Origin of the sequence: Candidatus Methanocrinis alkalitolerans, from assembly GCF_029167205.1 — an archaeon.
Lineage (GTDB): Archaea > Halobacteriota > Methanosarcinia > Methanotrichales > Methanotrichaceae > Methanocrinis > Methanocrinis alkalitolerans.
In genome coordinates this window covers 13,497-35,273 of the sequence record NZ_JARFPL010000003.1, presented here as the reverse complement: position 1 = coordinate 35,273, position 21,777 = coordinate 13,497, and the positions used below count along the sequence as shown (strand labels likewise).

At 61.1% G+C, this 21,777-nt stretch carries 18 protein-coding genes; 8 read left to right on the top strand and 10 right to left on the bottom strand.

Features of this window, described 5'->3' with window-relative positions:
* The first annotated feature begins 70 nt into the window (after nt 1-70).
* A complete protein-coding gene (locus P0O24_RS01395; RefSeq protein WP_316967952.1) occupies nt 71-1,294 on the top strand; it encodes a bifunctional 3,4-dihydroxy-2-butanone-4-phosphate synthase/GTP cyclohydrolase II in 1,224 nt (407 codons plus the stop codon).
* A 26-nt stretch (nt 1,295-1,320) separates the two neighbouring features.
* On the opposite strand, the gene P0O24_RS01390 is transcribed toward P0O24_RS01395, so the two are convergent.
* Together P0O24_RS01390 and P0O24_RS01385 are read right to left on the bottom strand one after the other, a co-directional pair.
* Nucleotides 1,321-1,827, bottom strand: a complete 507-nt coding sequence (locus P0O24_RS01390; RefSeq protein WP_316967951.1) for an Hsp20/alpha crystallin family protein — start codon at nt 1,825-1,827, stop codon at nt 1,321-1,323.
* 46 nt (nt 1,828-1,873) lie between these two features.
* Complete coding sequence (locus P0O24_RS01385; protein WP_316967950.1) at nt 1,874-2,365, bottom strand: DUF367 family protein; 492 nt, start codon at nt 2,363-2,365, stop codon at nt 1,874-1,876.
* 96 nt (nt 2,366-2,461) lie between these two features.
* On the opposite strand from P0O24_RS01385, the gene P0O24_RS01380 reads away from it, so the two are divergent.
* The 6 genes from P0O24_RS01380 to npdG all read left to right on the top strand — a co-directional run bounded on the left by P0O24_RS01380 (nt 2,462) and on the right by npdG (nt 8,868).
* Nucleotides 2,462-5,050: a valine--tRNA ligase gene (locus P0O24_RS01380; protein ID WP_316967949.1), complete on the top strand. Its 2,589-nt coding sequence runs from the start codon at nt 2,462-2,464 to the stop codon at nt 5,048-5,050.
* On the top strand, nt 5,047-5,571 hold the full coding sequence (gene cyaB, locus P0O24_RS01375) for a class IV adenylate cyclase (RefSeq protein ID WP_316967948.1): 525 nt from the start codon (nt 5,047-5,049) through the stop codon (nt 5,569-5,571). Before P0O24_RS01380 ends, cyaB begins: the two co-directional genes overlap by 4 nt.
* Entirely contained in the window at nt 5,561-6,442 is an 882-nt protein-coding gene (locus tag P0O24_RS01370; protein ID WP_316967947.1) for a presenilin family intramembrane aspartyl protease PSH, read from the top strand. Before cyaB ends, P0O24_RS01370 begins: the two co-directional genes overlap by 11 nt.
* A 58-nt stretch (nt 6,443-6,500) precedes the next feature.
* Entirely contained in the window at nt 6,501-6,698 is a 198-nt protein-coding gene (locus P0O24_RS01365; protein ID WP_316967946.1) for a hypothetical protein, read from the top strand.
* 6 nt (nt 6,699-6,704) lie between these two features.
* Nucleotides 6,705-7,784 carry a tRNA (guanine(10)-N(2))-dimethyltransferase gene (locus P0O24_RS01360; RefSeq protein ID WP_316967945.1) on the top strand — a complete coding sequence of 360 codons (1,080 nt, stop codon included), beginning with the start codon at nt 6,705-6,707 and terminating at the stop codon, nt 7,782-7,784.
* A gap of 379 nt (nt 7,785-8,163) precedes the next feature.
* Complete coding sequence (gene npdG / locus P0O24_RS01355; protein ID WP_316967944.1) at nt 8,164-8,868, top strand: NADPH-dependent F420 reductase; 705 nt, start codon at nt 8,164-8,166, stop codon at nt 8,866-8,868.
* A gap of 141 nt (nt 8,869-9,009) precedes the next feature.
* On the opposite strand, the gene P0O24_RS01350 is transcribed toward npdG, so the two are convergent.
* From P0O24_RS01350 to P0O24_RS01330, 5 genes are all read right to left on the bottom strand, one after another.
* On the bottom strand, nt 9,010-10,419 hold the full coding sequence (locus tag P0O24_RS01350) for a Coenzyme F420 hydrogenase/dehydrogenase, beta subunit C-terminal domain (protein ID WP_316967943.1): 1,410 nt from the start codon (nt 10,417-10,419) through the stop codon (nt 9,010-9,012).
* A gap of 72 nt (nt 10,420-10,491) precedes the next feature.
* Nucleotides 10,492-12,399 carry an NADH-ubiquinone oxidoreductase-F iron-sulfur binding region domain-containing protein gene (locus P0O24_RS01345; RefSeq protein WP_394356653.1) on the bottom strand — a complete coding sequence of 636 codons (1,908 nt, stop codon included), beginning with the start codon at nt 12,397-12,399 and terminating at the stop codon, nt 10,492-10,494.
* 8 nt (nt 12,400-12,407) lie between these two features.
* Nucleotides 12,408-12,869, bottom strand: a complete 462-nt coding sequence (locus P0O24_RS01340) for an NADH-quinone oxidoreductase subunit NuoE family protein (protein ID WP_316967941.1) — start codon at nt 12,867-12,869, stop codon at nt 12,408-12,410.
* A gap of 516 nt (nt 12,870-13,385) precedes the next feature.
* Nucleotides 13,386-14,672 (bottom strand): TraB/GumN family protein, encoded by a 1,287-nt coding sequence (locus tag P0O24_RS01335; protein ID WP_316967940.1) that lies wholly within the window; start codon nt 14,670-14,672, stop codon nt 13,386-13,388.
* A 56-nt stretch (nt 14,673-14,728) separates the two neighbouring features.
* Nucleotides 14,729-15,940 carry a CBS domain-containing protein gene (locus tag P0O24_RS01330; RefSeq protein ID WP_316967939.1) on the bottom strand — a complete coding sequence of 404 codons (1,212 nt, stop codon included), beginning with the start codon at nt 15,938-15,940 and terminating at the stop codon, nt 14,729-14,731.
* Between the two features lie 286 nt (nt 15,941-16,226).
* Here P0O24_RS01330 and P0O24_RS01325 point away from each other — a divergent pair, with 286 nt between their 5' ends.
* On the top strand, nt 16,227-17,444 hold the full coding sequence (locus tag P0O24_RS01325) for an ABC transporter substrate-binding protein (protein WP_316967938.1): 1,218 nt from the start codon (nt 16,227-16,229) through the stop codon (nt 17,442-17,444).
* A 61-nt stretch (nt 17,445-17,505) separates the two neighbouring features.
* On the opposite strand, the gene P0O24_RS01320 is transcribed toward P0O24_RS01325, so the two are convergent.
* The 3 genes from P0O24_RS01320 to P0O24_RS01310 are packed head-to-tail and all read right to left on the bottom strand — an operon-like array spanning nt 17,506 to nt 21,754.
* Entirely contained in the window at nt 17,506-18,054 is a 549-nt protein-coding gene (locus P0O24_RS01320; protein ID WP_316967937.1) for an aldolase, read from the bottom strand.
* Nucleotides 18,055-18,066: 12 nt separating this feature from the next.
* The gene (locus P0O24_RS01315) at nt 18,067-19,971 is read right to left on the bottom strand and encodes a S8 family peptidase (protein ID WP_316967936.1); all 1,905 of its coding nucleotides are present in this window, start codon (nt 19,969-19,971) and stop codon (nt 18,067-18,069) included.
* 25 nt (nt 19,972-19,996) lie between these two features.
* Nucleotides 19,997-21,754 (bottom strand): rhodanese-like domain-containing protein, encoded by a 1,758-nt coding sequence (locus P0O24_RS01310; protein ID WP_316967935.1) that lies wholly within the window; start codon nt 21,752-21,754, stop codon nt 19,997-19,999.
* Between the last annotated feature and the right edge of the window lie 23 nt (nt 21,755-21,777).

Here is a 21,777-nt window from a genome sequence, read left to right as displayed (position 1 = left end):
ACAAAAAATGTTTCGATCCTTCTCTAGACCCAACCCTTATAAGAGGACGGGGACAATCCACCGGATCTATATGCCGTTTTGCAGCGTGGAAGAGGCGATCGAGGAGGTGAGGGCCGGCCGGTTCATCCTCATCCTCGACGACGAGGGGCGGGAGAACGAGGGCGACCTGGTGATGGCGGCGGAGATGGTGACCCCCGAGGCGATCAACTTCATGGCCAAGCACGGCCGCGGCCTCATATGCGTCCCCCTCTCCAGCGAGCGGGTCGACGAGCTATCCCTACCCCTCATGACCCAGAACAACACCGAGAAGATGGGGACCGCCTTCACCGTCTCCGTTGACGCCAAGGGGAGGGGGGTGACTACGGGCATATCGGCCTTCGACCGGGCCGAGACGGTCAGGACCCTCATAGACCCCGAGGCGACGATCAACGACCTCGTCATGCCAGGCCACACCTTCCCCCTGCGGGCCCAGGAGGGGGGGGTCCTGCGGCGGGCGGGGCATACCGAGGCCTCCGTCGACCTGGCGCAGATGGCAGGGTTGTATCCGGCCGCCGTCATCTGCGAGGTGATGGCCGAGGACGGGACGATGGCCCGCCTCCTGGAGCTGGAGCGTTTCGCCGAGGTCCACGGCCTCAAGATGCTCACCATCGACCGGCTGATCAAGAGGAGGATGAGGAGCGAGAAATTGGTGAGAAGGATCGCCGAGGTCGATATGCCCACCGATTACGGCGACTTTCGGGCCATCGGCTACGAGAGCCTCGTCGATGGCCAGTGCCACCTGGCCCTGGTGGCGGGCGACCCCTCCTCCGACGACGCCCTCGTCCGGGTCCACTCCGAGTGCCTCACCGGGGACGTCTTCGGATCGAGGCGGTGCGACTGCGGCGACCAGCTCCACCTCGCCATGAGACGGATCACCGAGAACGGGAACGGGGTGCTACTTTATATGCGCCAGGAGGGAAGGGGGATAGGGATCGCGAACAAGCTGCGGGCCTACGCCCTCCAGGAGAGGGGCTACGACACCGTCGAGGCGAACCACCGGCTGGGGTATCCCGCAGACCTCCGGGATTATGGCGTCGGGGCCCAGATCCTCGTCGACCTGGGGATCAAGAAGATGAGGCTTCTCACCAACAACCCTCGGAAGGTCGTAGGTCTCGAGGGGTACGGCCTGGAGATCGTCGACCGGGCCCCCATCGAGATACCGCCGAACGATAAAAATAGAAAGTACCTGGAGACGAAGAGGGACAAGCTCCACCACCTCCTCCTCCAGGAAGGTCCTGGATCGGGGAAGGATTAGATGGCCGTATCCCCGATCCGGCCGGCCTACTCGATCTTCACCTTCTTTCGGGTCGTCACCTCCACCTTGGGGAGGTGGACGGTCAGGACGCCGTCTTTGAGGGACGCCCTCGCCTCCTCCGCCTTCACCTCCGCCGGGAGCTTTAGGGACCTTTCATACCGCGAAAAGCTCCTCTCCTTCCGGTAGAACTCTTCGCCCTTCTCCTCCGTCTCGGTCTTCCGCTCCGCCTTTATCTCCAGGAGATCCTCGGCGACGGAGATCTCGACGTCCCCTTTGTCCATCCCCGGAAGGTCCACGGTGACGACGACCTCGTCGTCAGTCTCCATGACGTCGGCGAGGGGCTTCATCACGTCTCCCGCGGTCGCCGGGGCCTCGGCCGCGAAGTCGTCGATGAGCTGGTTCATCTTATCCTGGATCTTCCTGATCTCGGGCATGTACCGCGCCTCGGCGTCGGAGATCCCGAACTCCTCCATCAGTCGGTTCATACGGCTCTGGAGCCGCTTGAAGTCGTCTTTCGGAACTAAGCCTGTCATGATCGATCACCAGTTGTTTTTACGCATATCAAACTCAAATATCTTACTATAGATACTCCGCCTGGATGGCGACGACCTCTGTGCTGTCCTTCGCCGCGGCGTACTCCTCCAGGGGCTCGCGGTTCAGCTCCAGAAAGACGTGCCCCCAGGAGATTTTTGCCAGGATCTCCTCTGCCTGGGGCCGCTCGCCCAGGATCACCAGGGCCGCTGCGAAGGCCTCGACGGTCGATAGCTTGAAGGGCTTTCCGAAGTTGACGGGGTTAGCGGCGACCAGGAAGGGAAGGGCCCTCTCCTTGAGGCGCATCTTGCCGAAGACCTCCTCTGCATGATCCCAGGAGCAGTCCAGGGCCGCTAGGCCCCTTCCCACCTCGAATCTATCGGCAGGGGAGAGGGCCTTCTCTGAGAAGGGGCTTAAGACCAGGTATCCCCGAAGCTTGTTCCACCGTTTGGTGGTCCGTGCGAGCTTGAACCTCTCAAGCTTCTTTCCGGTGCACCTCTTGGGGTCGCACTGGTTTGCGTGATAGATCAGGAGCTCCATGATTCATGTGGTCTACCGATAATCCTATTAACGTTGTTTGCAACTCTCCCCACCATTATCCCTTTCGCGGAAATAAAGAACTCAGAGGCCTTCCCGATGAGCGAGATCTCCAAGGAGTACGACTTTAAGCAGGTTGAAGAGAGGTGGGCGGAAAGCTGGGACGAGTCCGTCTACTATTTCGACTGGAACTCCGAAGCGCCCCAGTACATAATCGACACGCCGCCGCCTTATCCCACCGGAAACTTCCACATAGGCAACGCCCTCAACTGGTGCTACATCGACTTCGTTGCTCGGTACAAAAGGATGAGGGGCTACAACGTCATGTTCCCCCAGGGCTGGGACTGCCACGGCCTTCCCACCGAGGTGAAGGTGGAGGAGATCCATGGAATCACGAAGAACGAGGTTCCTAGAGAGGAGTTCCGGCGTCTCTGCGAGGAGCTGACAGTCCAGAACATCTCGAAGATGAGGGTGACGATGCGAAGGCTCGGCTTCTCCAACGACTGGTCCAACGAGTACGTGACGATGCAGCCCGAGTACTACTCCAAGACCCAGAGGTCCTTCGTCCAGATGTTCGACAAGGGGATGATCTATCGGGAAGACCACCCCGTAAACTGGTGTCCTCGCTGCGGAACCGCCATCGCCTTCGCCGAGGTGGAGTACGATTCAAGGACCTCCGCCCTCAACTACCTTCGCTTCGGCTCTCCCCTCGGAGACCTCAAGATCGCCACCAGCCGTCCCGAGCTTCTGGCGGCCTGCGTAGCCGTGGCCGTCCACCCCGAGGACGAAAAACATAAAAAGTACATCGGAACCGAGGTGAGGGTTCCCGTCTTCGACTACAATGTTTCGGTCATCGCCGACGAGGTGGTCGACCCGACTTTCGGCACGGGCGTCGTCATGATCTGCACCTTCGGCGACAAGCAGGACGTCCGATGGTGGGTCGAGCACGACCTCCCTCTCCGCCAGGCGATCGACCGGGCGGGGAGGATGACGGAGATCGCGGGCAAGTTCTCTGGCATGACGATACCCGAGTGCAAAGACGCCATCATCGAGGAGATGAGGTCGTTGGGGATCATCTACAAGCAGGAATCCCTCGACCAGAACGTCGGCCTCTGCTGGAGGTGCAAGACCGCCATCGAGATCCTTTCCGAGAGGCAGTGGTTCGTGAAGATAAACCCCGACGAGATCATCAAGACTTCCGCCGAGATCGAGTGGGTCCCCGAACATATGGAGATCAGGCTCAAGAACTGGACAGGGACGATGGACTGGGACTGGTGCATATCGCGGCAGAGGATCTTTGCGACGCCCATACCCGTCTGGTACTGTAAGAAGTGCTGCGAGCCCCTCGTCGCCAAGGAGGAGTGGCTCCCCCTCGACCCGAACCTGAAGACGCCGCCGGTTTCGTGTCCGAACTGTGGCTCAGAGAAGTTCGACCCCGAGACCGACGTTCTTGACACCTGGATGGACAGCTCGATCTCAGTCCTGAAGGTCACCGGCTGGCTTAGCGACCATCCGCCCCGCTATCCAGCCCAGCTTCGGCCCCAGGGCCACGACATCATCAGGACCTGGGCCTTCTACACCATCCTCCGGGCCAAGGCCCTTGTTGGGGTGAGGCCCTGGGACTCGATCCTCGTCAACGGGATGGTTCTCGGCGAGGACGGCCACAAGATGAGCAAGTCCCTGAACAACTTCATAGCCCCTGAAGAGGTCGTGGTGAAGTACGGCGCCGACGCCTTCCGCCAGTGGGCGGCGGTGGGCGGCAGTCCCGGAAGCGACGTGATGTTCCGGTGGAAGGACGTGATCAGTGGCGGCAGGTTCCTTCAGAAGCTCTGGAGCATGTACAGGTTTGCGTCTCCTCACGCGGTCAAATCCGACGACGCTGCCCCAAACCAGGTGGACAGGTGGCTCCTCTTTGAGCTCTCCACGATGATCGGGGCGGTCACCGACTCGATGGACAGGTTCGCGTTCGACGAGGCCTTCAGGGCGATCAGAAGCTTTGCTTGGGACGTCCTCGCCGACAACTACATCGAGCTCGTCAAGTCCCGGCTCTACGGCGCCGACGGCCCCGAGAAGAGGGCGGCCCAGTCGACGATCCGCACCGCCATCGAGGCCCTGACGAGCCTTCTTGCGCCCTTCACCCCCTTCATAGCCGAGGAGATCAGAATGAACCTCTCCGGCGAGTCCGTTCACACCTCCAACTGGCCCAAATCATCGGGCATTCCAGCCCAGCCCGAGGGAAGTCTGATCAAGGACGTGGCCGCGGCCGTGAGAAGGTACAAGTCGGACCGGGGCATGGCCCTCAACTCGCCCCTCGCCGGAATCGAGGTCTATTGCGACCTTGACCTGGAGACGACGGACCTGTCCGGCTCCACCGGCTCGCCGGTGGAGGTGAAAGGCGGCAGCCCCGATATCGAGACGAGGGCGGCGGAGGTGAGGCCTTCGATGAAGGTGATAGGTCCCGCCTTCAAGGAGAGAAGCGGCGGGATCATCGGAAAGCTGAAGGGCATGGACCCGGAGGAGGTGGCCCGGATGGTGGAGGCGGGAAGGATCGAGGTCGATCTGGGCGGCGAAGTGGTGGAGCTCTCCCCCGATGCCGTGGAGATCGCCACCGAAACCCTCTCCTCCGGGAGGGCCGTCGATATGATCTCCCTGGAAGGCGCCACCGTCCTCATCAGGACGGGTCCATGATAGAGGTGGAGGTGAAGGCCCGAGCTCCGCCGGGGATCGAGGAGAAGATCCTGGGCATAGGCGGAGTCGAGATGGGGGAGGAGGCCCACCTCGACCTCTACTTCAACTCCCCCTCTCACGACTTCGCGAGGACCGACGAGGCGCTCCGGATCCGGATCAAGGAAGAGGGGGCGGATCTCACCTACAAGGGGCCGAAGCTCGATTCCGAGACGAAGTCCCGGCTGGAGGTGCGGGTCCGGATCGAAGACCCTCAGGCGATGGAGTCGATCCTCGAATCCGTCGGCTTTTCCCGGGCAGCCGTCGTCAAGAAGAGGAGGAAGAAGTACGCCCTGAAGGAGGCTGTCCTCTGTCTAGACGATGTGGAGGGGCTGGGCGCCTTCCTGGAGGTGGAGCTCGCCGGAGGCGAAGACTGGTGGGCCCAGAAGAGGACCGCCCTCGATATCATGGCGAAGCTCGGGATATCTGAGTCGATAAGAGAGTCCTACCTTGAGCTATTGGCGGAGGGGAGAAGTGGCCCCTGAGACGATTCGGGAGCGGCTATCTCCCATGGTGGTGATGCTCCTCTTCCTGGTGGCGGTCCAAATCCTCTCCCTCTCCCTGATGGACCCCCTCTCGGAGACGGAGGTGAGGATCTTCGACGATCCAGAATCGACGGCAAACCCCTTCGGCTACATATTGCTCGTCCTGGGGTTCACCCTCTTCATACTGATGGCCCTGAGGCTGAAGAAGGGGTGGGTGGTCAGCGGCGTCGTCCTCCTGGCGATAGCCATCGGCGTCTACTACGTCCTCTCGGCGTTCCTCGCCCCCCTTCCGGCCCTGGCGTCGTCCCTGGCGGTCCTGGTCCTCCTCCACCTCCACCCGGAATGGTACGTCATCGACATCGTCGGGCTCATCGTCTCCGCCGGAGTCGGGACGCTCTTCGGCCTGAGCATGACCCCCTTCCCGGCCATCATCCTCCTTCTCATCCTCGCGGCGTACGATGCCATATCCGTCTACAAGACCCGGCACATGGTCACCCTCGCCGAGGGGGTCATGGAGATCAGGGCCCCCCTCCTCTTCGTAGTTCCCAGGAGGAGGGGCTACAGCTTCCGCCGCGAGGGAATGGGTTCCGGGGACGATCGAGGAGCCTACTTCCTCGGCCTCGGGGACGCCATCATCCCCACGGTTCTGGTGATCTCCGCCAACTGGTACTTCGCCCTTCCCGAGTTTGAGATCCTCGGCATCGGCGCAAACCTTCCCGCTCTGGGGGCGATGATGGGGACCTACCTCGGCTTCGGACTCCTCTCGGGGACCCCCAGGGATAAGCCCCAGGCAGGCCTCCCCTTCCTCAACGGCGGTGCCATCCTCGGATTTCTCGCAGGGGTCCTGATATCGGGCCATCCCCTCTTCTGAGGGGTCACCGACAACTTTTTTTTGGCAGGGGCTCATCTCGGTACCGGAGGTCATTCCAGTGGAAGATAACGACGTCGTTCTGGAGGCGCAGTTTCTGCCCTTCTGTCCGAAGTGCGGGACCGAGTGCGAGGCGAGGGAGCTGAGGCGACCTCTCGACTCAACGAACTGGAAGAAGGTGGTGGTGGAGGCGATCTACTACTGCCCCAAATGCGACAACTACTGGGGCGAGGGGCTGGTGGAAAAGGGGTACGAGTGAACTGAGATGGCGAAGATGGTGGTGGAGGGGTCTGTCACCCTCAACGTCGAGGGGGCGTTCTACAACCCGAAGATGAGGCTCAACCGGGACCTGGGTGTGGCGATGGCCAAGGCCCTGGGGATCGACGACTACCTCGACGCCCTCGCCGCCAGCGGAGTGCGGGGGCTCAGGGTGGCGAAAGAGGCGGAGGTCGGCCACGTAGCGTTGAACGACGTCAGCTCCAGAGCCGTCGCCCTCATCGAGGAGAATGCAAGGCTCAACGGCCTGGAAGGATGCGAGATCCTCACCGGCAACGCCAACGTCCTCCTCAACGAGAGGCGGTTTGAGGCCGTCGACCTCGACCCCTTCGGCTCCCCCTCCCCCTTCCTGGCGGCGGCGGCGCGATCGGCCCTGAATTACCTCTTCATCACCGCGACGGATACCGCCCCCCTCTGCGGAGCCCACCTCAAAAGCGGCATAAGAAAGTACATGGCCGTCCCCGTCAAGGCCGACCATCACCGGGAGATGGGGGCGAGGATCCTCCTGGGGGCTGTGGCGAGGGAGCTGGCCAGGGTCGACAAGGGTATGGCTCCCATCCTGACCCACGCCACCGACCATTACGTCCGGGTATACGTCAGGATCGAGAGGGGGGCGAAGAGCGCCGACGTTGCCCTCGACGAGATGGGCTACATCGAGGAGTGTCGCAGCTGCGGCAGCTGGAGGGCTGTATCAGGATTAGGCTGCCGATCCTCTGGGACGTGCTCTCTGTGCGGCGGGAGGGCTGAGGTGGCAGGCCCCCTCTGGCTGGGGCCGATCCAGGATCGCGAACGGATCGGGAAGGCCCTGACAGAGCTGGAGGGGGCGCAGGCCAGATCCGATCGCGCAGTCCGGCTCCTCCAGCTCTGCGCCGATGAGATCGATCTTCCCATGTACTACGATCATCACAGAATTTGCAGGAGATTGAAGCTTGCGCCTGGGAACGCTGACGACCTGGTGGAGAGGCTCCGGACTTCCGGCTGGAAGGCCTCCAGAACCCATTTCAGCGGCGTGGGGATCAAGACCGACGCACCCATCGGAGTCCTCAGGGAGATATTGTCCTCAGTTTGACCGTTCCGCGATCGAAATCCAACGCCGGGCACGTTGCCGGCTCGTCGATATCGCCGCTTCATCTTCGGCTTGACCCGAAAGTTAATATGGGATAAGGGACATAACGTGGGTTGACTGCAGCACCGATGAGTGCGGCAGTGATGTGGCACGAGATGATGAAAATTACCCCCTTCATTGCTACTCCCTTACGTCACCTCGTGCCAACCCTTCATTGATGCGGCCTCGTTTGGAAGTATGCCCTTATCTAAATCTGCCCTGCCCCGCGTTTCGAGGATCTATTTTCGCCGATATACCGATGGCACTCCATAATGAACATTCATTATAAATCTGTTAATAATGCGAAATGATAAAATAGGATGACCTATGACAGGCCTTTCCTATGAAGATCGCGGTTCTTGGCGGCACTGGTAGTTTTGGCATCGGGCTTGTGATGCGATGGGCGACCGAGCACGATATGATCATAGGGTCGCGAGAGGCAGAGAAGGCCGAGAGGGCCGCAGAGGAGATAACCTCCCTCCTCATGGAGAGGGGGGTAAGAGCCAGGATAAGGGGTATGGAGAACCGCGCCGCCATCGAAGAGAGCGATCTCGTCGTTTTATCTATACCTTACAAGTCCGCAAGGCCTATGGTGGCGGAGCTACAAGATAGCTTCAAAGATCAGATCGTGATCTCTCCCATCGCCCCTATGGCCAAGGTGGGGAAGCGGTATTTGTACACCCCACCACCTGAGGGAAGCGCAGCCCTTCTTATACAAAACCTCCTCCCGCCTTCGGTCAGGGTGGTTGCTGCCTTCCATACCGTCTCCTCCAAAGCCATAAGGGAACTGGACGCGACGATAGAGGGCGATATCATCATCGCGGGCGACGATCCTGACTCCAAACGGGTCGTCTCCGACCTCGTGAGGATGATAAATGATCTCCGACCCCTCGATGGAGGGGACCTGACGGTCGCAGCCCAGATAGAGGGGCTGACGCCACTCCTTCTGAACCTTTCTAAGGTCGACGGCAACGGGATCAAGTGCCCGGGAATCGCTGTCGTTCTCAGCTGCCCCACCGAAAAGAAGATCGAAAGCTGCCATCGATGAACCTCGAAGTCCCTTGGGATCGGACGGAGAAGATCCACCGACCTATTGGAGATCCGCCAGCAGGTCGCACCGAGAATATACGGACGGGGAACTGCTTGCTTCTATCATCCCGCCCCTCAAATCACTGACGGCTGGAGGGGATCAGAGACCCTCGCGCTCCAGCCCATCGATTATCTTCGCAAACTGCTTCTGCGCCCGTCTCCTCTTGATGGAGGAGAGCTTTCTTATCTGCGACTCATCGACATCTTCCCTGGTGCAGCTTATCGCCTCCAGAAGCCTCCGGCCTCGGTCGGATCTGACGATCACCGTGGAGTACCCCTCGGGGCTACCCACCGATCCGACGGATATATCGGCGAGCCTGGAGACGAAATCTCCGCAATACTTGCACCCTTCCCTCACATCATCCTCCAGGTCCGATATCCTGCAGGAGTATTCTTCGTCGCCGACGAAGATCGAGAACCTCCCCTTGGATATCTGTACCCGATCCGCCTCGTCGAGATCGATGGAGAATACGTCGCGGATCTGCCGCTTCAGCCTGGCAGGATCGAAGCTCTCAAAACAGAAGAGCCCCAACAGAAATATCTCTGCATCCGGAAAAGCCTCTCCCAGATACCCTCCCGCCTGAAGCTTCCTCACCGATCTGATCGCGCAGGGGGTTCCCACCACGGCGATCCTCCTCTTGCCGCTCCCGAGCGCCTCCAGAAGCTTCGGGACGAGGGGTACCCGGACATATTTCGTCCCCGCTGACGCCATGACGCCGTCCAGGTCATCGACTATCGCCGCATATGCCCTATAATCATCCCCGGGCATGACGACGACGGCGGCATCGATGGAGCCCGTCTCGATCGCCGAGGCGAGGATGGAGGTGACGGCCCCTCCGTCCTGCCCCTCACCATGGCCCCTGCATCCAATGATCTCGCCATAGACCCCGATCTCGTCGTCGAACTCGCCCCGGAGGAGACGGCTCTCGATCTCTTCCGCCTCCTCTGACGTGAGGGGATAGATATGTTTCATTCTTTTGATCGCGGCCGTCGGACAGACGAGGGCGCAGGCGCTGCAGGCCATGCAATCCTCTGAAAAGTCCCGGTACGGTGCGTCGACGGCCCGCTCTACCCCCCGCAGGATGGGGCTTATCGCCGAGACCCCCACCAGCTCCTGGCAGACCCGGGTGCAGAGCCCGCAGAGGATGCAGCTCTCATCAGCTAGTTTGAACCTCGGACTTGAGATGCCGTATACACTCGCGAGGGCGACGATCTTCTCCTCCCCAGGAGACCTGGCGAGCAACAGCTCGATTATCATGGACCGTAGATCGAAGAGATCAGGAGAGGAGGTTTTGACTACAAGCCCCTCCTCGGCAGGATAGTTGCAGGAGGTGACGACCTTCTTTCGTCCGTTTTTTTCTATCTCCACAGAACAGAGCCTGCAGGCGCCGATGGGGGTCAGGGCAGGGTGATGGCAGAGGGTGGGTATGAAAATGCCAGCATCCTTCGCAGCCTCCAGGAGGGTCTTATCATCATCGGCCTCTACATCCCGGCCATCTATCCTCAACATCACCTTCGCCACTCCAGAATCGCCTCCTATCCCATCCCTCTTCTCATCTTCCTCGGCAGAACGACCGCCATCTCATGGGACCTGCTGGGGGGCCGATCTCCCTGAGGTCCTGGTCACCGCCATCACCTTCGACGGACATACATGAAAGCATATCCCGCAACGAGTGCATCTCGATTGATCGATGACCATGAAGGTATCCTCGTCCCCCTCCCCTTCATATATCGCCCCTGCAGGGCAGTTCTTCTCGCAGAGGCCGCAGGCTATGCAGAGATCTGGCCTGATGAAATACGATATCAGACCTTCGCATACCAGGGCAGGACACCGCTGGTCTTCGATGTGGGCGAGGTACTCATCTCTGAAGTGGCGGATGGTGCTCAACGCCGGATTCGCCGCCGTCCGGCCCAGAGCGCAGAGAGAGGCGGCCTTCATGAGAGATGCGATATCAACAAGGGCGTCCAGATCCTCTCCCTTCCCCCGTCCCGCCACGATCTCGCCCAGGATATTCCTCATCTGCCGGAGCCCTTCCCGACAGGGGACGCACTTTCCGCACGACTCGTCGCATAGAAAGTCGACGAAGTACCGGGCGAGGTCGACGGCACAGGTATCCTCATCCAGGACTATGATGCTCCCCGACCCCATCATGGAGCCGAGGCGTGTGAGCTCGTCGAAGTCCACGGGGGTGTCCAGGTGCCCCTCGGGGATTATCCCTCCCGAAGGCCCTCCTGTCTGGACCCCCTTCACCCTCTTTCCCCCCGGGATCCCGCCGCCTATATCGAATATTATCTCCCGAAGGGTCATCCCCATGGGGACTTCTACAAGGCCGGTGTTGTTCACCTTCCCCACCAGGGAGAAGATCTTCGTCCCCTTGCTCCCCTCCGTCCCGATGGAGCTGAACCAGAGGGCACCCCTGTTGATAATCACGGGGATGTTCGCCCAGGTCTCGACGTTGTTCAGAAGGCTTGGGCGGCTCCAAAGGCCCCTCTCGGAGGTGTGGACGTATTTCGGCTTCGGCTCCCCCACCTTCCCCTCCAGAGCGTTCATCAGGGCGGTGGACTCCCCGGAGACGAAGGCTCCAGCCCCTCGATGGAGTCTCACCTCGAAATTGAAGCCCGATCCGAGGATATCCTCTCCCAGGAGCCCCCGCTCCCTCGCCTGGGCGATGGCGGTCCGGGCGTTCTCCACCGCCAGGGGATACTCCGCCCGGACGTAGATGAACCCCTCCTCCGATCCTATGGCGTAGCCCCCGATCATCAACCCTTCCAGGACGCTGTGGGGGTTTCCCTCCATCAGAGCCCTGTCCATAAAGGCGCCGGGATCCCCCTCATCGCAGTTGACTATTACATATTTGGGGCTCCCTTCTGCCTCCCTCGCCGCCTCCCACTTCAGGCCGGTGGGAAAGCCTCCGCCGCCGCGACCCCGCAGGCCCGAGCTCTTCACCTCATCGATGACCTCCTGGGGGGTCATGCTGGATAGCGCTCTGGCGAGGGCGCTATAGCCCCCTTCGGCTATATAATCGTCTATATTTTTAGGATCTATTTTTATATTATTATTAATTAAAATCCTCGTCTGATGCTTATAGAAGGGGATCTCTTCCTCGTGAACGTCCTTTTCCCCCGTGACGGGGTCAACGTATAGAAGACGATCTACCAGCCTGCCATTTCGAACCGTCTCCTCTACGATCTCCGAGACGTCTTTCGGATCGACCTTCAGATAGTGAACCCCTTCGGGGTAGACCACCACTATCGGCCCCTTTTCGCAGAATCCCGGGCATCCCGTCTCCTTCAGGACGATCTCCGTTTCGAGATCCCTCCTCGATAGCTCCGCCCTGAAGGCGTCGATGACCTTCTTCGCCCCCAGAGCGAGGCACCCCGTCCCTGCACAGATGGCTATCCACGCCTCTCTTGACCTATTGGCATCTCTCCTGGACCTGAGCCCCACTCTCAAGAGCTCCAGTTCTCCAACTGAGGCTATCCTGGGCATATTTCCCCTCAACGAAGGCCCTTCAGAGCCTTCTCCGCCGCTTCCAGGGTGACGCCTCCGTGGTACTCGCCGTCCACGGTCATCACCGGACCCATGGAGCAGCATCCGAGGCAGTTCACCTTTCTGAGGGTGAACGCCAGATCCGGGGTCGTCTCCTCCGGCTTTATGCTCAGCTTCGAGGCGGTATAGTCTAGGACCTTCTGAGCTCCCCGGACCTGGCAGGCGGTCCCCATGCATACGTGTATCATGTGCCTGCCTACGGGGCTGAGGTTGATGGCTTTGTAGAAGCTGGCTATCCTGTAGATCTGACTTTTGGGAACGTCCAACCTCTCGCTCAGGTGTTCCATAAGATCCCTCGGCATCCAGTTCAGCTCGCCCTGGAGGTCCAAGAGGAGCTGGATCAGGAAGCCCTCCTGACCCCGATATCTCTCAATTATCTCATCCACCTTCACCAGATCGACAGCATCCATTCCTCTACCTGCCCTCTATCCTGTTAATGGAAATCGACATCTACCTCATCCCTCCTCCCTGGCCTCCGGGGATAGACCTTCCATAAGAAAGAAGATGGCGCCCCATATGGTATACGCCTGGGGGGATACGGACGAGCACCTCCAGGGGGGATATGGGCAGGGATAGATGCCACGGCGACGGCCCAGAAGACGGCGATGGCCCCACTCCGTCCAGAGGCATCGTATAAAGACGACTCCAACTCCTTAAAGAGATCTCTCTGCCCATGTCAGCCACAGCGGTTGTGATGTAATTGGGTAGAGAAGTAGTTTACGGGGGAGATGAGCGATCCATCTCGGAAATCGCCCCCTTCACCGATAATCGGATGAATTGAAACTGATTTGAAGCATAAATCGTGATAAAAATTGTTTCTCAATGTATCTCTGGTTGCCCGGCCCAGTCCCGGAGGTTCCCCCATCGCCGCGGACCGGGCCGCCCTGCCGCCCCCATCACCGTATCGAGATCAGGAGACGGGCCTCTCAGAACAGCCCGCCCACCAGGTCCTGGGGGCTCACCCCGGACATCTGGAGGATCAGGTAGGCGCCGAGGACCGTACCCGCCACGCTTCCTATGTTCGCCATGGCGGCCACCAGTATCACCCGGAAGAGGGGTATCGCCATCATCTCTTTGAAGGTCTCCGCCTCGGCGAGCCTCTTCGTATCGACCATCTTCGGCTTCCTCTTCCACGCCTCTGCGATCCCCGCAAACCAGCCTGCGGCCATCAGGGGGTTTAAGCTCGTCAGCCAAGCCACCATGAAGGCTGTGAGGACCGAGACGGGGTGGCCCCGGGCCAGGATCACCCCCGCAGCGCTGAGGGCGCCGTTGACGAGAAACCAGATCTTGAAGGCGGAGAAGAGGCTCTCGGTTGTGATGCCGGATAAGATGACGGCGGCTATGGTTATCAGGACGAGCAGAGTCAGACCGGCTCCGAAGATCTTCGGGGCCGAGAACCTCCGCCTGGAAGGACGGGCAATCTCCTCGAAGGCGGGGATCTTCTCGGGGTGGGCGAGATATTTCGTTATCCCCTCCCGGTGGCCTGCGCCCACCACCGCCACCACCCTCGCCTCCCTTCCCAGGCGTATCAGGTTTCGGGCGATGTAGGCGTCCCTCTCGTCGATGAGGACCTCAGCGGCCCGCGGGGATACCTCCCGGAACTCCTCTATGATGGCGGAGACGACGTCCTCTTCGGTCACCTTATCGATCTCGATCTCCTCCCCCTTCCCGAAGGCTGCGGGGATCATCGATGCCACCAGCTTCGCCTTCTCCAGGAAGCTCATCGCCGACCAGAACCTCTGGATGGTGACGCCTATATCCCTGTCGACGAGGGCTACCCGTGCCCCCATCTCCTCGGCAGCCTCTATGGCGGCGATCATCTCAGAGCCGGGCTTCACCCCCAGATCCGAGCCGATCTTCTTCTGGACGTATGCGAGGAGCCACTGGACGAGGAGGAGGTATAGCTTGCCGTCCTTCAAGATCTCCTTTATCTGGATATCTCCCGCCTCCTCCTGGCCGGTGAGGGCGCGGTACCTCCCCTGACAGAGCTCCACGGCGACGACGTCGGGATGGAGGTCCTCTATCGCCCTTATCACGTCCTGGACGCTCTTTTCGGATACGTGGGCCGTCCCCACGATTACTATCTCGCCCGTTTTCTCCTCCCCCAGGGCAGCGCCCGTCTCCACGCCATCGTATCCGCACGATTCCGAGCCGCACGATCCTATATCATCCAAATCGATTACCTCGCCGTTGGCCATCTCAGGGACGACCACCTAGAAAACCCTTTGTCCAAAGACCGGGGGGGATCTTTGGGTATGGTCCGTCGGTATCACCTTCCGGAGCAGATCTCTATCGCTCTGATGAGGTCAGAACGTGATACTATCCCCACGAGCCTCCCGTCCTCCATCACCGGAAGCCTCCGGATCTGCCGCTCCATCATCTTCCTCATCGCCCCGGCGGCTTCGTCCTCAGGCCCGATGACGTATATCTCCTTGACCATGATATCGCCGACGGTGGTGGCGCCCCTCCTCTCCTCGGGGACCTTCTGGACGTTGGATATCGTCACGATACCTCCGAGCCTCCCGTCCACCATCACCGGGTATCCTCTATGCTTCTCCCGGAACATGAGGTTGATTATATCGGGGAGCGTCGTCTCAGGGGTGACGGTCTTGAGGTCCCGGGACATTATGTCCTTCACCTTAACACCCTCAAGGGGGACGACGATGGAGGTGGCCTTCTCCTCCTCGTTGGCGGCGATGTAGACGAAGAAGGCGATGAGGATCAAGAAGGGGCTCCCCATGATCCCCAGAACCCCCATGAGGATCGCAAATAGCTTGCCTATCCCCGCCGCCCGTCTCGTTGCGTCGACGTAGGGCATCCTGGTGGCAAACCAGGCCCTGAGGATCCTCCCTCCGTCCATGGGAAACGCCGGAAGGAGGTTGAAGATCATCAGGACGATGTTGATCACCCCGAGGGTCCATAGGAGGGTGGTGAGGGGATGGCTACCCCCCAGGAGGAGAGCCGACTGGAAGCTGAAGAGGGTGCAACCGACGCCGATGATCCCGCTGACTGCGGGACCCGCCACCGCCATCCTCGCCTCCATCCCCGACTCTCGGGGGATGTCCTCCATGGAGGCGACGCCACCGAAGATGTAGAGGGTGATGCTCCTGATCGTTATACCGTACCGCATAGCCACGAAGGAGTGGCCCAGCTCGTGGAGGGCGACGCAGAGGAATAGGAGGACGGCGAAGGCGAGGGAGTAAGCCCATCTGGCCGCAGGGGGCTCGACGGATTCGAACCCATAGGAGAGGTCGTAGACCTGGCCGAAGATCTCGAGGCTGGTGGTGGCGGTGAAGGTTGAGAATATGTAGGCGACTATGGGTATGATCACGAGGAAGGTTACGTGTAACCTTATGGGGATCCCTGCGATCCTCCCGATCTGGAAGGCGGAGCTCATGATCCCAAACTCGACCTGCCCGTTAATATCTTTTTTGAGGGTTTTGGACTTGATCTCCACCGCCCCTGCGTCTCGTCCCGCCACCTTCGAACCCCAAATTTCGCCCCCTTCAAGATCAGGTCGCGTACTCGTTCTACTGAAAATCGCCAGTCGAATCGAATTCAAGGGACTCATTTTCCGCCAAATAACCATGACGTCACCAGTTAGCGCTATTCAGTAATCTGGGTACGCGACCCAAGATCATTTGTAACACTCGGATGGAAATTGTTATAACCAAACGGAGCCATTGTCCCCTCTGGCGGCGAAGGGACCGCCGCCACTTCGGAGGTGCATGAATTTGAATTCGATATCGAGATTTATGCTATCATCGTTGATCTCATCATCGATTCTCTTGATTTTGGCGGCGTCGCCGGCGGCGGGGTACACCCTCCAGATCTTCGGCAACGCCAACATGGACGCAGAGATAGACGAGCTGGACATCGTCACCCTGGAGGGGATGATCGACGGCTCTGTGGCTAATACGGAGCTTGCAGACGCCGACGGCGACGGCGACCTCGACGAAGAGGACCTCGATCGAGTGAGGGAGATCATCCGAGGCGATCCCGCGGAGATCGCCCTCATCGACTCAGTCGGGAGGATCGTGACCGTCGATGCCCCCGTATCGAGGATAGTCCCCCTCCACATGCGCCACGCCACCGCCATCGTCGTCCTCGGCGGCGAGGACGCCATCGTGGGGGTGGGAAGGACCGTCCTGGAGCGAGAGAGCCTCTTTCCGGAGCTGGCGGATAAGCCCTCCATCGGCTCTCACGCAGAGCCCGACCTGGAGGCGATCCTGGAGCTATCCCCCGACCTCGTCATCGCCTTCACCCAGACGGGAGCCCAGGACCAGCTGGAGGAGAAGCTGCCCCCCGAGGTCGCCCTCGTCCGTCTCGACCTCTCCAGAGCCGACAGCCTAAAGGAGGAGATGATGCTTCTCGGCATCCTCATCGGCAAGAAGGAGGCGGCCAGCGCTTACGATGAGTGGTACGATCTTTATGTGGGGACGGTCACGGATAGGGTCGCCGATATCCCCGAAGAGGATAGGATGAGAGCCTTCCTGGAGCGGGAGAGCCCCGATAGGGAGGCCTCAACACGGTGGGCTTACGCCGGAGATACCGGTTATTCCGATTTATGCGACGTCGCCGGCGGGGCGAACATAGCGAAAGGGAAGATCGAGTACCACGGGGACGTCGAGGCGGAGTGGGTGATGGAGGCGAACCCCGACGTCATCATCGGCCTCTCTTACGGCGGCGGCTACGCCGTCGATGACGACTCCCGCCTGAAGGCCTATAGAGACGGGATCATGAAGACGCCGGGCTTCGCCTTCGTCGACGCCGTCAAGGACTGCCGGGTCTACGTCATCTCCGGCGACTTCTCCCTGGGACCCCAGATGACCATCGGGGCGGTCGTCGTCGCCAAGTGGCTCTACCCCGACCTCTTCGCCGATCTCGACCCCCAGGAGATCCATCGGGAGTTTCTACGAGAGTTCATGGGCGTCGATCCGGATATCGCCGGGGCCGGAGCCTTCGTCTACCCGCCCTTCGATTGATCCTGGAGAGGCCGGGCCGGATGGGGCAAAGCCCGCCCAGGAGACGCCACCCCCCTTTTTTTCAACCTGTGCTGACGAGCCGCCTGATGGTGGCACTGTGCTCCACCATGGAGGCGACGATGTACGCCTCTTCGAGGGTCGCTCCGATGGCGAAGACGCCGTGACCCCGGACGATGGCAGCTCTGCTGAATCTGAGGGCGAAGGAGGCTTTATTGGCGAGGTCGTGGCTCCCCATCTCTCCATCGATGATGGGGACGGTCCCCAGGAACCGGACGCCTTCGCCGTCCATCGGCTCGAAGGGACCCACCTCCAGGATCGATGTGGCTACGGCATAGGGGGAGTGGGTGTGGATGAGAGCCCGGGCCTGCGTCCTCTCGTAGATCGCCCGGTGGACGGGGGTCTCGCAGCTGGCGAGGGCGTCCGCCGAGCAGGGCCCCCGGAGGTCGACCTCGATCACGTCCTCCTCTTCGATCTCGTCGAGCATCGATCCCGTCGCTGTGATCAGGATCTTTCCATCGGAGAGGATGCTGATGTTTCCGAAGTGGGCGTAGGTGAGGCCCGAAGCCACCAGCTTTCTTCCGAACTTGGCCATCTCCTCATCTGGTCTCAATGGTTCACCTTCTCATGCCAGGACGAAAGGGGCAACGTCCGTCCCCACCCCTCCGAAGAGATCCCTCGCCTCCACCACGATCGAATAGTCGCCGGGGTCCCAGAACCGGGTCTCCCATCTGCCGGTGTAGACCCCGTTTTTGTCGAAGTCGTTCATCGGTATCCTCACCTTTCTATCGCCGCCGACGACGGTCACCTCCGCAGAGCCGATATCTCCGGAGATCCCGGCGTGGATCATGACCGGATCTCCGGCTTTGGCCCTGGACCTGCTGAGAACGAGGCTGTAAACCTCGGGCCCCCCCCTCTCTTCGGGGAGGTCGACGAGGTCCAGGGCAGCCTTAAGGTTCAGTCGACCGTAACCGTACGTGTTGTCGGGGCCCGGCTGCCCGATATCGTCAGCGGATTTGAGGAGGACCCTCTTCGCCCCGGCAGGGTCGAGATCCGGCTGCTTCTCTTTGATGACGGCGATCGCCCCCGCCACCTGGGGCGCTCCCATGGAGGTCCCGCTCATGACGGACTTTTCCCGGAGGGTCCCCGCCCTAGCTGAGGCGACGTCCACCCCCACCGCCACCAAGTCCGGCTTGACCCTCTCGTCGGGGGTCGGCCCCCGGGACGACCTCTCGAAGACGTTCCCGAGGGGGTCGACGGCGCCGACGGTTATGACCCTCTCGGCGGTCCCCGGAGTGACTATCGACCTTGCCGAGGGGCCGAGGTTTCCTGCGGCGACGACGACGGCGATCCCCGCCTCCACCATCCTGTCGCAGGCGGAGTCCAGGAGGTTGGGGCCGTCGCTCGCCTCCTCACCGCCGACGCTGAAGGAGATGACGTCTATCCCCAGGTCCGCCCGGCTCTCGAGGATCCAGTCGAGGGCGGTGAGGGCGTCGGAGAGGTAACATGCACCGTCCCTGTCCATCACCTTCACCACAACCAGCTTCGCTCCTGGAGCGATCCCACCAGCGTCCCCCGTCCCCGCGATGAGGCTGGCACAGTGGGTCCCGTGGCCGTGGTCGTCGTACGGCCCATCCCTTCCGTTGACGAAGTCCTGGAAGGCGAGGATCTTGGGGTCGGAGGTCAAAAGCTCGTCGTCCATGTCGTCGAGAGATCGGTGGTTTGGATCAGCGCCGGTATCCAGGATCGCCACCGTCACCCCCCTGCCGGTATAATCATCGACGTCGAATCGAGGGTCGTCCCCGGGCCTGTAACCCTCCACTGCCTCCCCCAGGATCTGGAGCTTCTGATCTCGATAAACCCCTTTGACCCCTTCGATATTCGCGATTTTCTCAAGCTCTGACCCCCTGACGACCATGGAGGCCCCAGGGAGGACCCTGAACTCTCCTCCCACCCTATCCCCGATCTTCGGATCCTCTCTTCTGAGAGAGACGTTCTCCTCGGTGAGGACTATAACCTTAAGGTCCTGATCTTCCAGCTCTTCGAGGCTGTCTTCGATCCGGTTTGCGTTCAGGTCCAGGGGGTTGAGGACCCGGAGGACGAGCTCATCGGAGACGGCGGCGTTCCCCGCCCGGTCGACGGCGACGATGGTGACCCCGTGATCGCCGAAGGGGAGGTTGGAGCTCAGACGCCCCTCGTACCTCCCGTTCCGGCTGAGGTCGAGGAGAGGCGTCTGCCGCCCCGCCACCTCGGCGTAGACGGCGTCGACGGAGACGTCGTCGGCGACCCAGGCGACGATCCTCACCCTCGGGTCGCCCCGCTTCACCATCATCGGAGATACGTGGGCGTTGAGTATTACGGGGGGCTCTAGGTCGTCTCCGGGGTGGAGGGTGGCGTCGATCCTCTGGAGAAACCACCGCGGTGACGGATCCTCGGGCTCTTTCAAGGAGATGGAGATGGCCGCGCCGCTGAAGGCGATCGCCCCGATCGCCAGGAGGGCGAGAAAAAATAAGGGGCTCTTTGGGCTCATCTCCTCATTCTACGTATCTATCCGATTAATACCTTCCCAGCTTTTTGATCCCGGTGCTGGCGGCGGAGGTCGCCGTCTCCTGGACCGGAGCCGAGGAGTCGATCTCTATCGTCAGGACGTCCTCGAAGTAGGATGTCTTCCCTCCCGCCGTCGCCGCCACGGTCACGATGTAGAGGCCATCGGGGGCGCCGGAGGCGTCCCAGGTCCCCAGGTGCTCGTCGCCGAGGGTGGCAGCGAGCTCGATGGTGGCCATGACGTCGCCGTCCTGGTTCTGGATCAGGGCCCCCGCGGCGGTGATCGCCCCGGTATTAGTCTTCCCCACCGATCCGAGCTTGACGCCGCCGGTGATCGAGGAGGGGTTAGAACCCGAGGCGTATAGGGCGACGGGGTCGAAGCAGGCGACGCATCCAGTCGTCTGGACCGTCGGCCTCTCCAGGGAGGAAGCCTCCTGGATGAGATCCTCGATCTCATCGATGCCGACGACAGACCCGTTCGTCTCATCCGGGAGGCCTTCTATCTCCGGGAGGTCCTGGGCTGCGCCCTCCACTGGATCATCTGACGCGGCCTCTTCGACCTCTTCCGCCTCTTCAGAGGCGGTGATCGTCACGAATAGACCGGCGTCTGAGTCGGCCTCGTCGGGGACGACCTCAAAGGCGGCGAATATCTTGACGGGGCCGGGGCGTGCGGGGTTGGGCTCCGCCCTCGCCTCCTTCAGGACCGCCTTCACCGGGGGCCTCTTGGCATCCCAGTCGTTCCAGGAGTAGAGGCTCGATTCGTATCCCATCAGCTGGAGGGCGTACCAGACCATCGAGGCCCTGGCGCCGGCGTTGGAGTAGACGACGACCGGCTCTGCCTTATCAAGGTCGGCGAAGACCGCCGCCAGCTCATCGCCAGCCTTCATGCGGCCATTGGCGAGAACGGCGCTGTAGTCTATGTTCACGGCGCCCGGGATCTTATCGGCGCCGAACTCCTGGAAGGTCCGGGCGTCGACGATCTGGCTGACGCCTCTGGCTACGCCGTCGTAGTCGGCCAACAGATCAGACCTCACCCGGGGCGTATACGTCACAGCGGGCCTCTCGTTCGCGTTCCTCTCCGTCGGATGCCCTGCGGCGACCCAGCCGTCAAGCCCGCCGTCCAGGACCGCCACATCGTCGTGGCCGACGTACCTCATAGCCCAGAAGACGAAGGGAGCGACGGATATGCCGTCACATGTGGCGCAGTCGCCGTAGATCAGCACCGAATCCTCCGGGGAGATCCCGGCGTTCCCTAAGACCTCGGCGATCTCGGCAGGGGACCGGGGGTTGTTCTCGTCGTCGAGGAGCTCCTCCCAGTATAGGGGGACGGCCCCTTTGATGTGAGACACTGAGTACTCCGTCCCCACGTCCAGGATCACGTCGTATCCGTCTGCATCTCCGGCGGTGGCGAGGAACTCTCCGCGGACGAACCCTCCGGCGCTTCCTGCGGCCTCACCCTCCATGGCGGCTCGCGCCTCCTGGGGTCCTGGGGGCTTCTCGCCCTCATTCTCAATCACCGTCGGGTTGTGGCCCAGGAAGTTGAATATGTCCAGATTGTAGTTCGTCTCCCCTTTGCAGGTGGGGCAGTCCCACTTATCCAAACGCTCTTGATCGATCCCCTGATCTGCACCTGCACAGATGATCAGCCCCAGTACCAGGAGGACGCTCCAGGCCATCCTTCCGATCTTCGAGCCGATGCTTCCTGACTTTCTGCCAGCCCTGTCATCGGGCCGGCGGATCGAATAACCCTTTCTTCTAACCCCTAACATGGTTTTTTCCCCTTAATGAATCG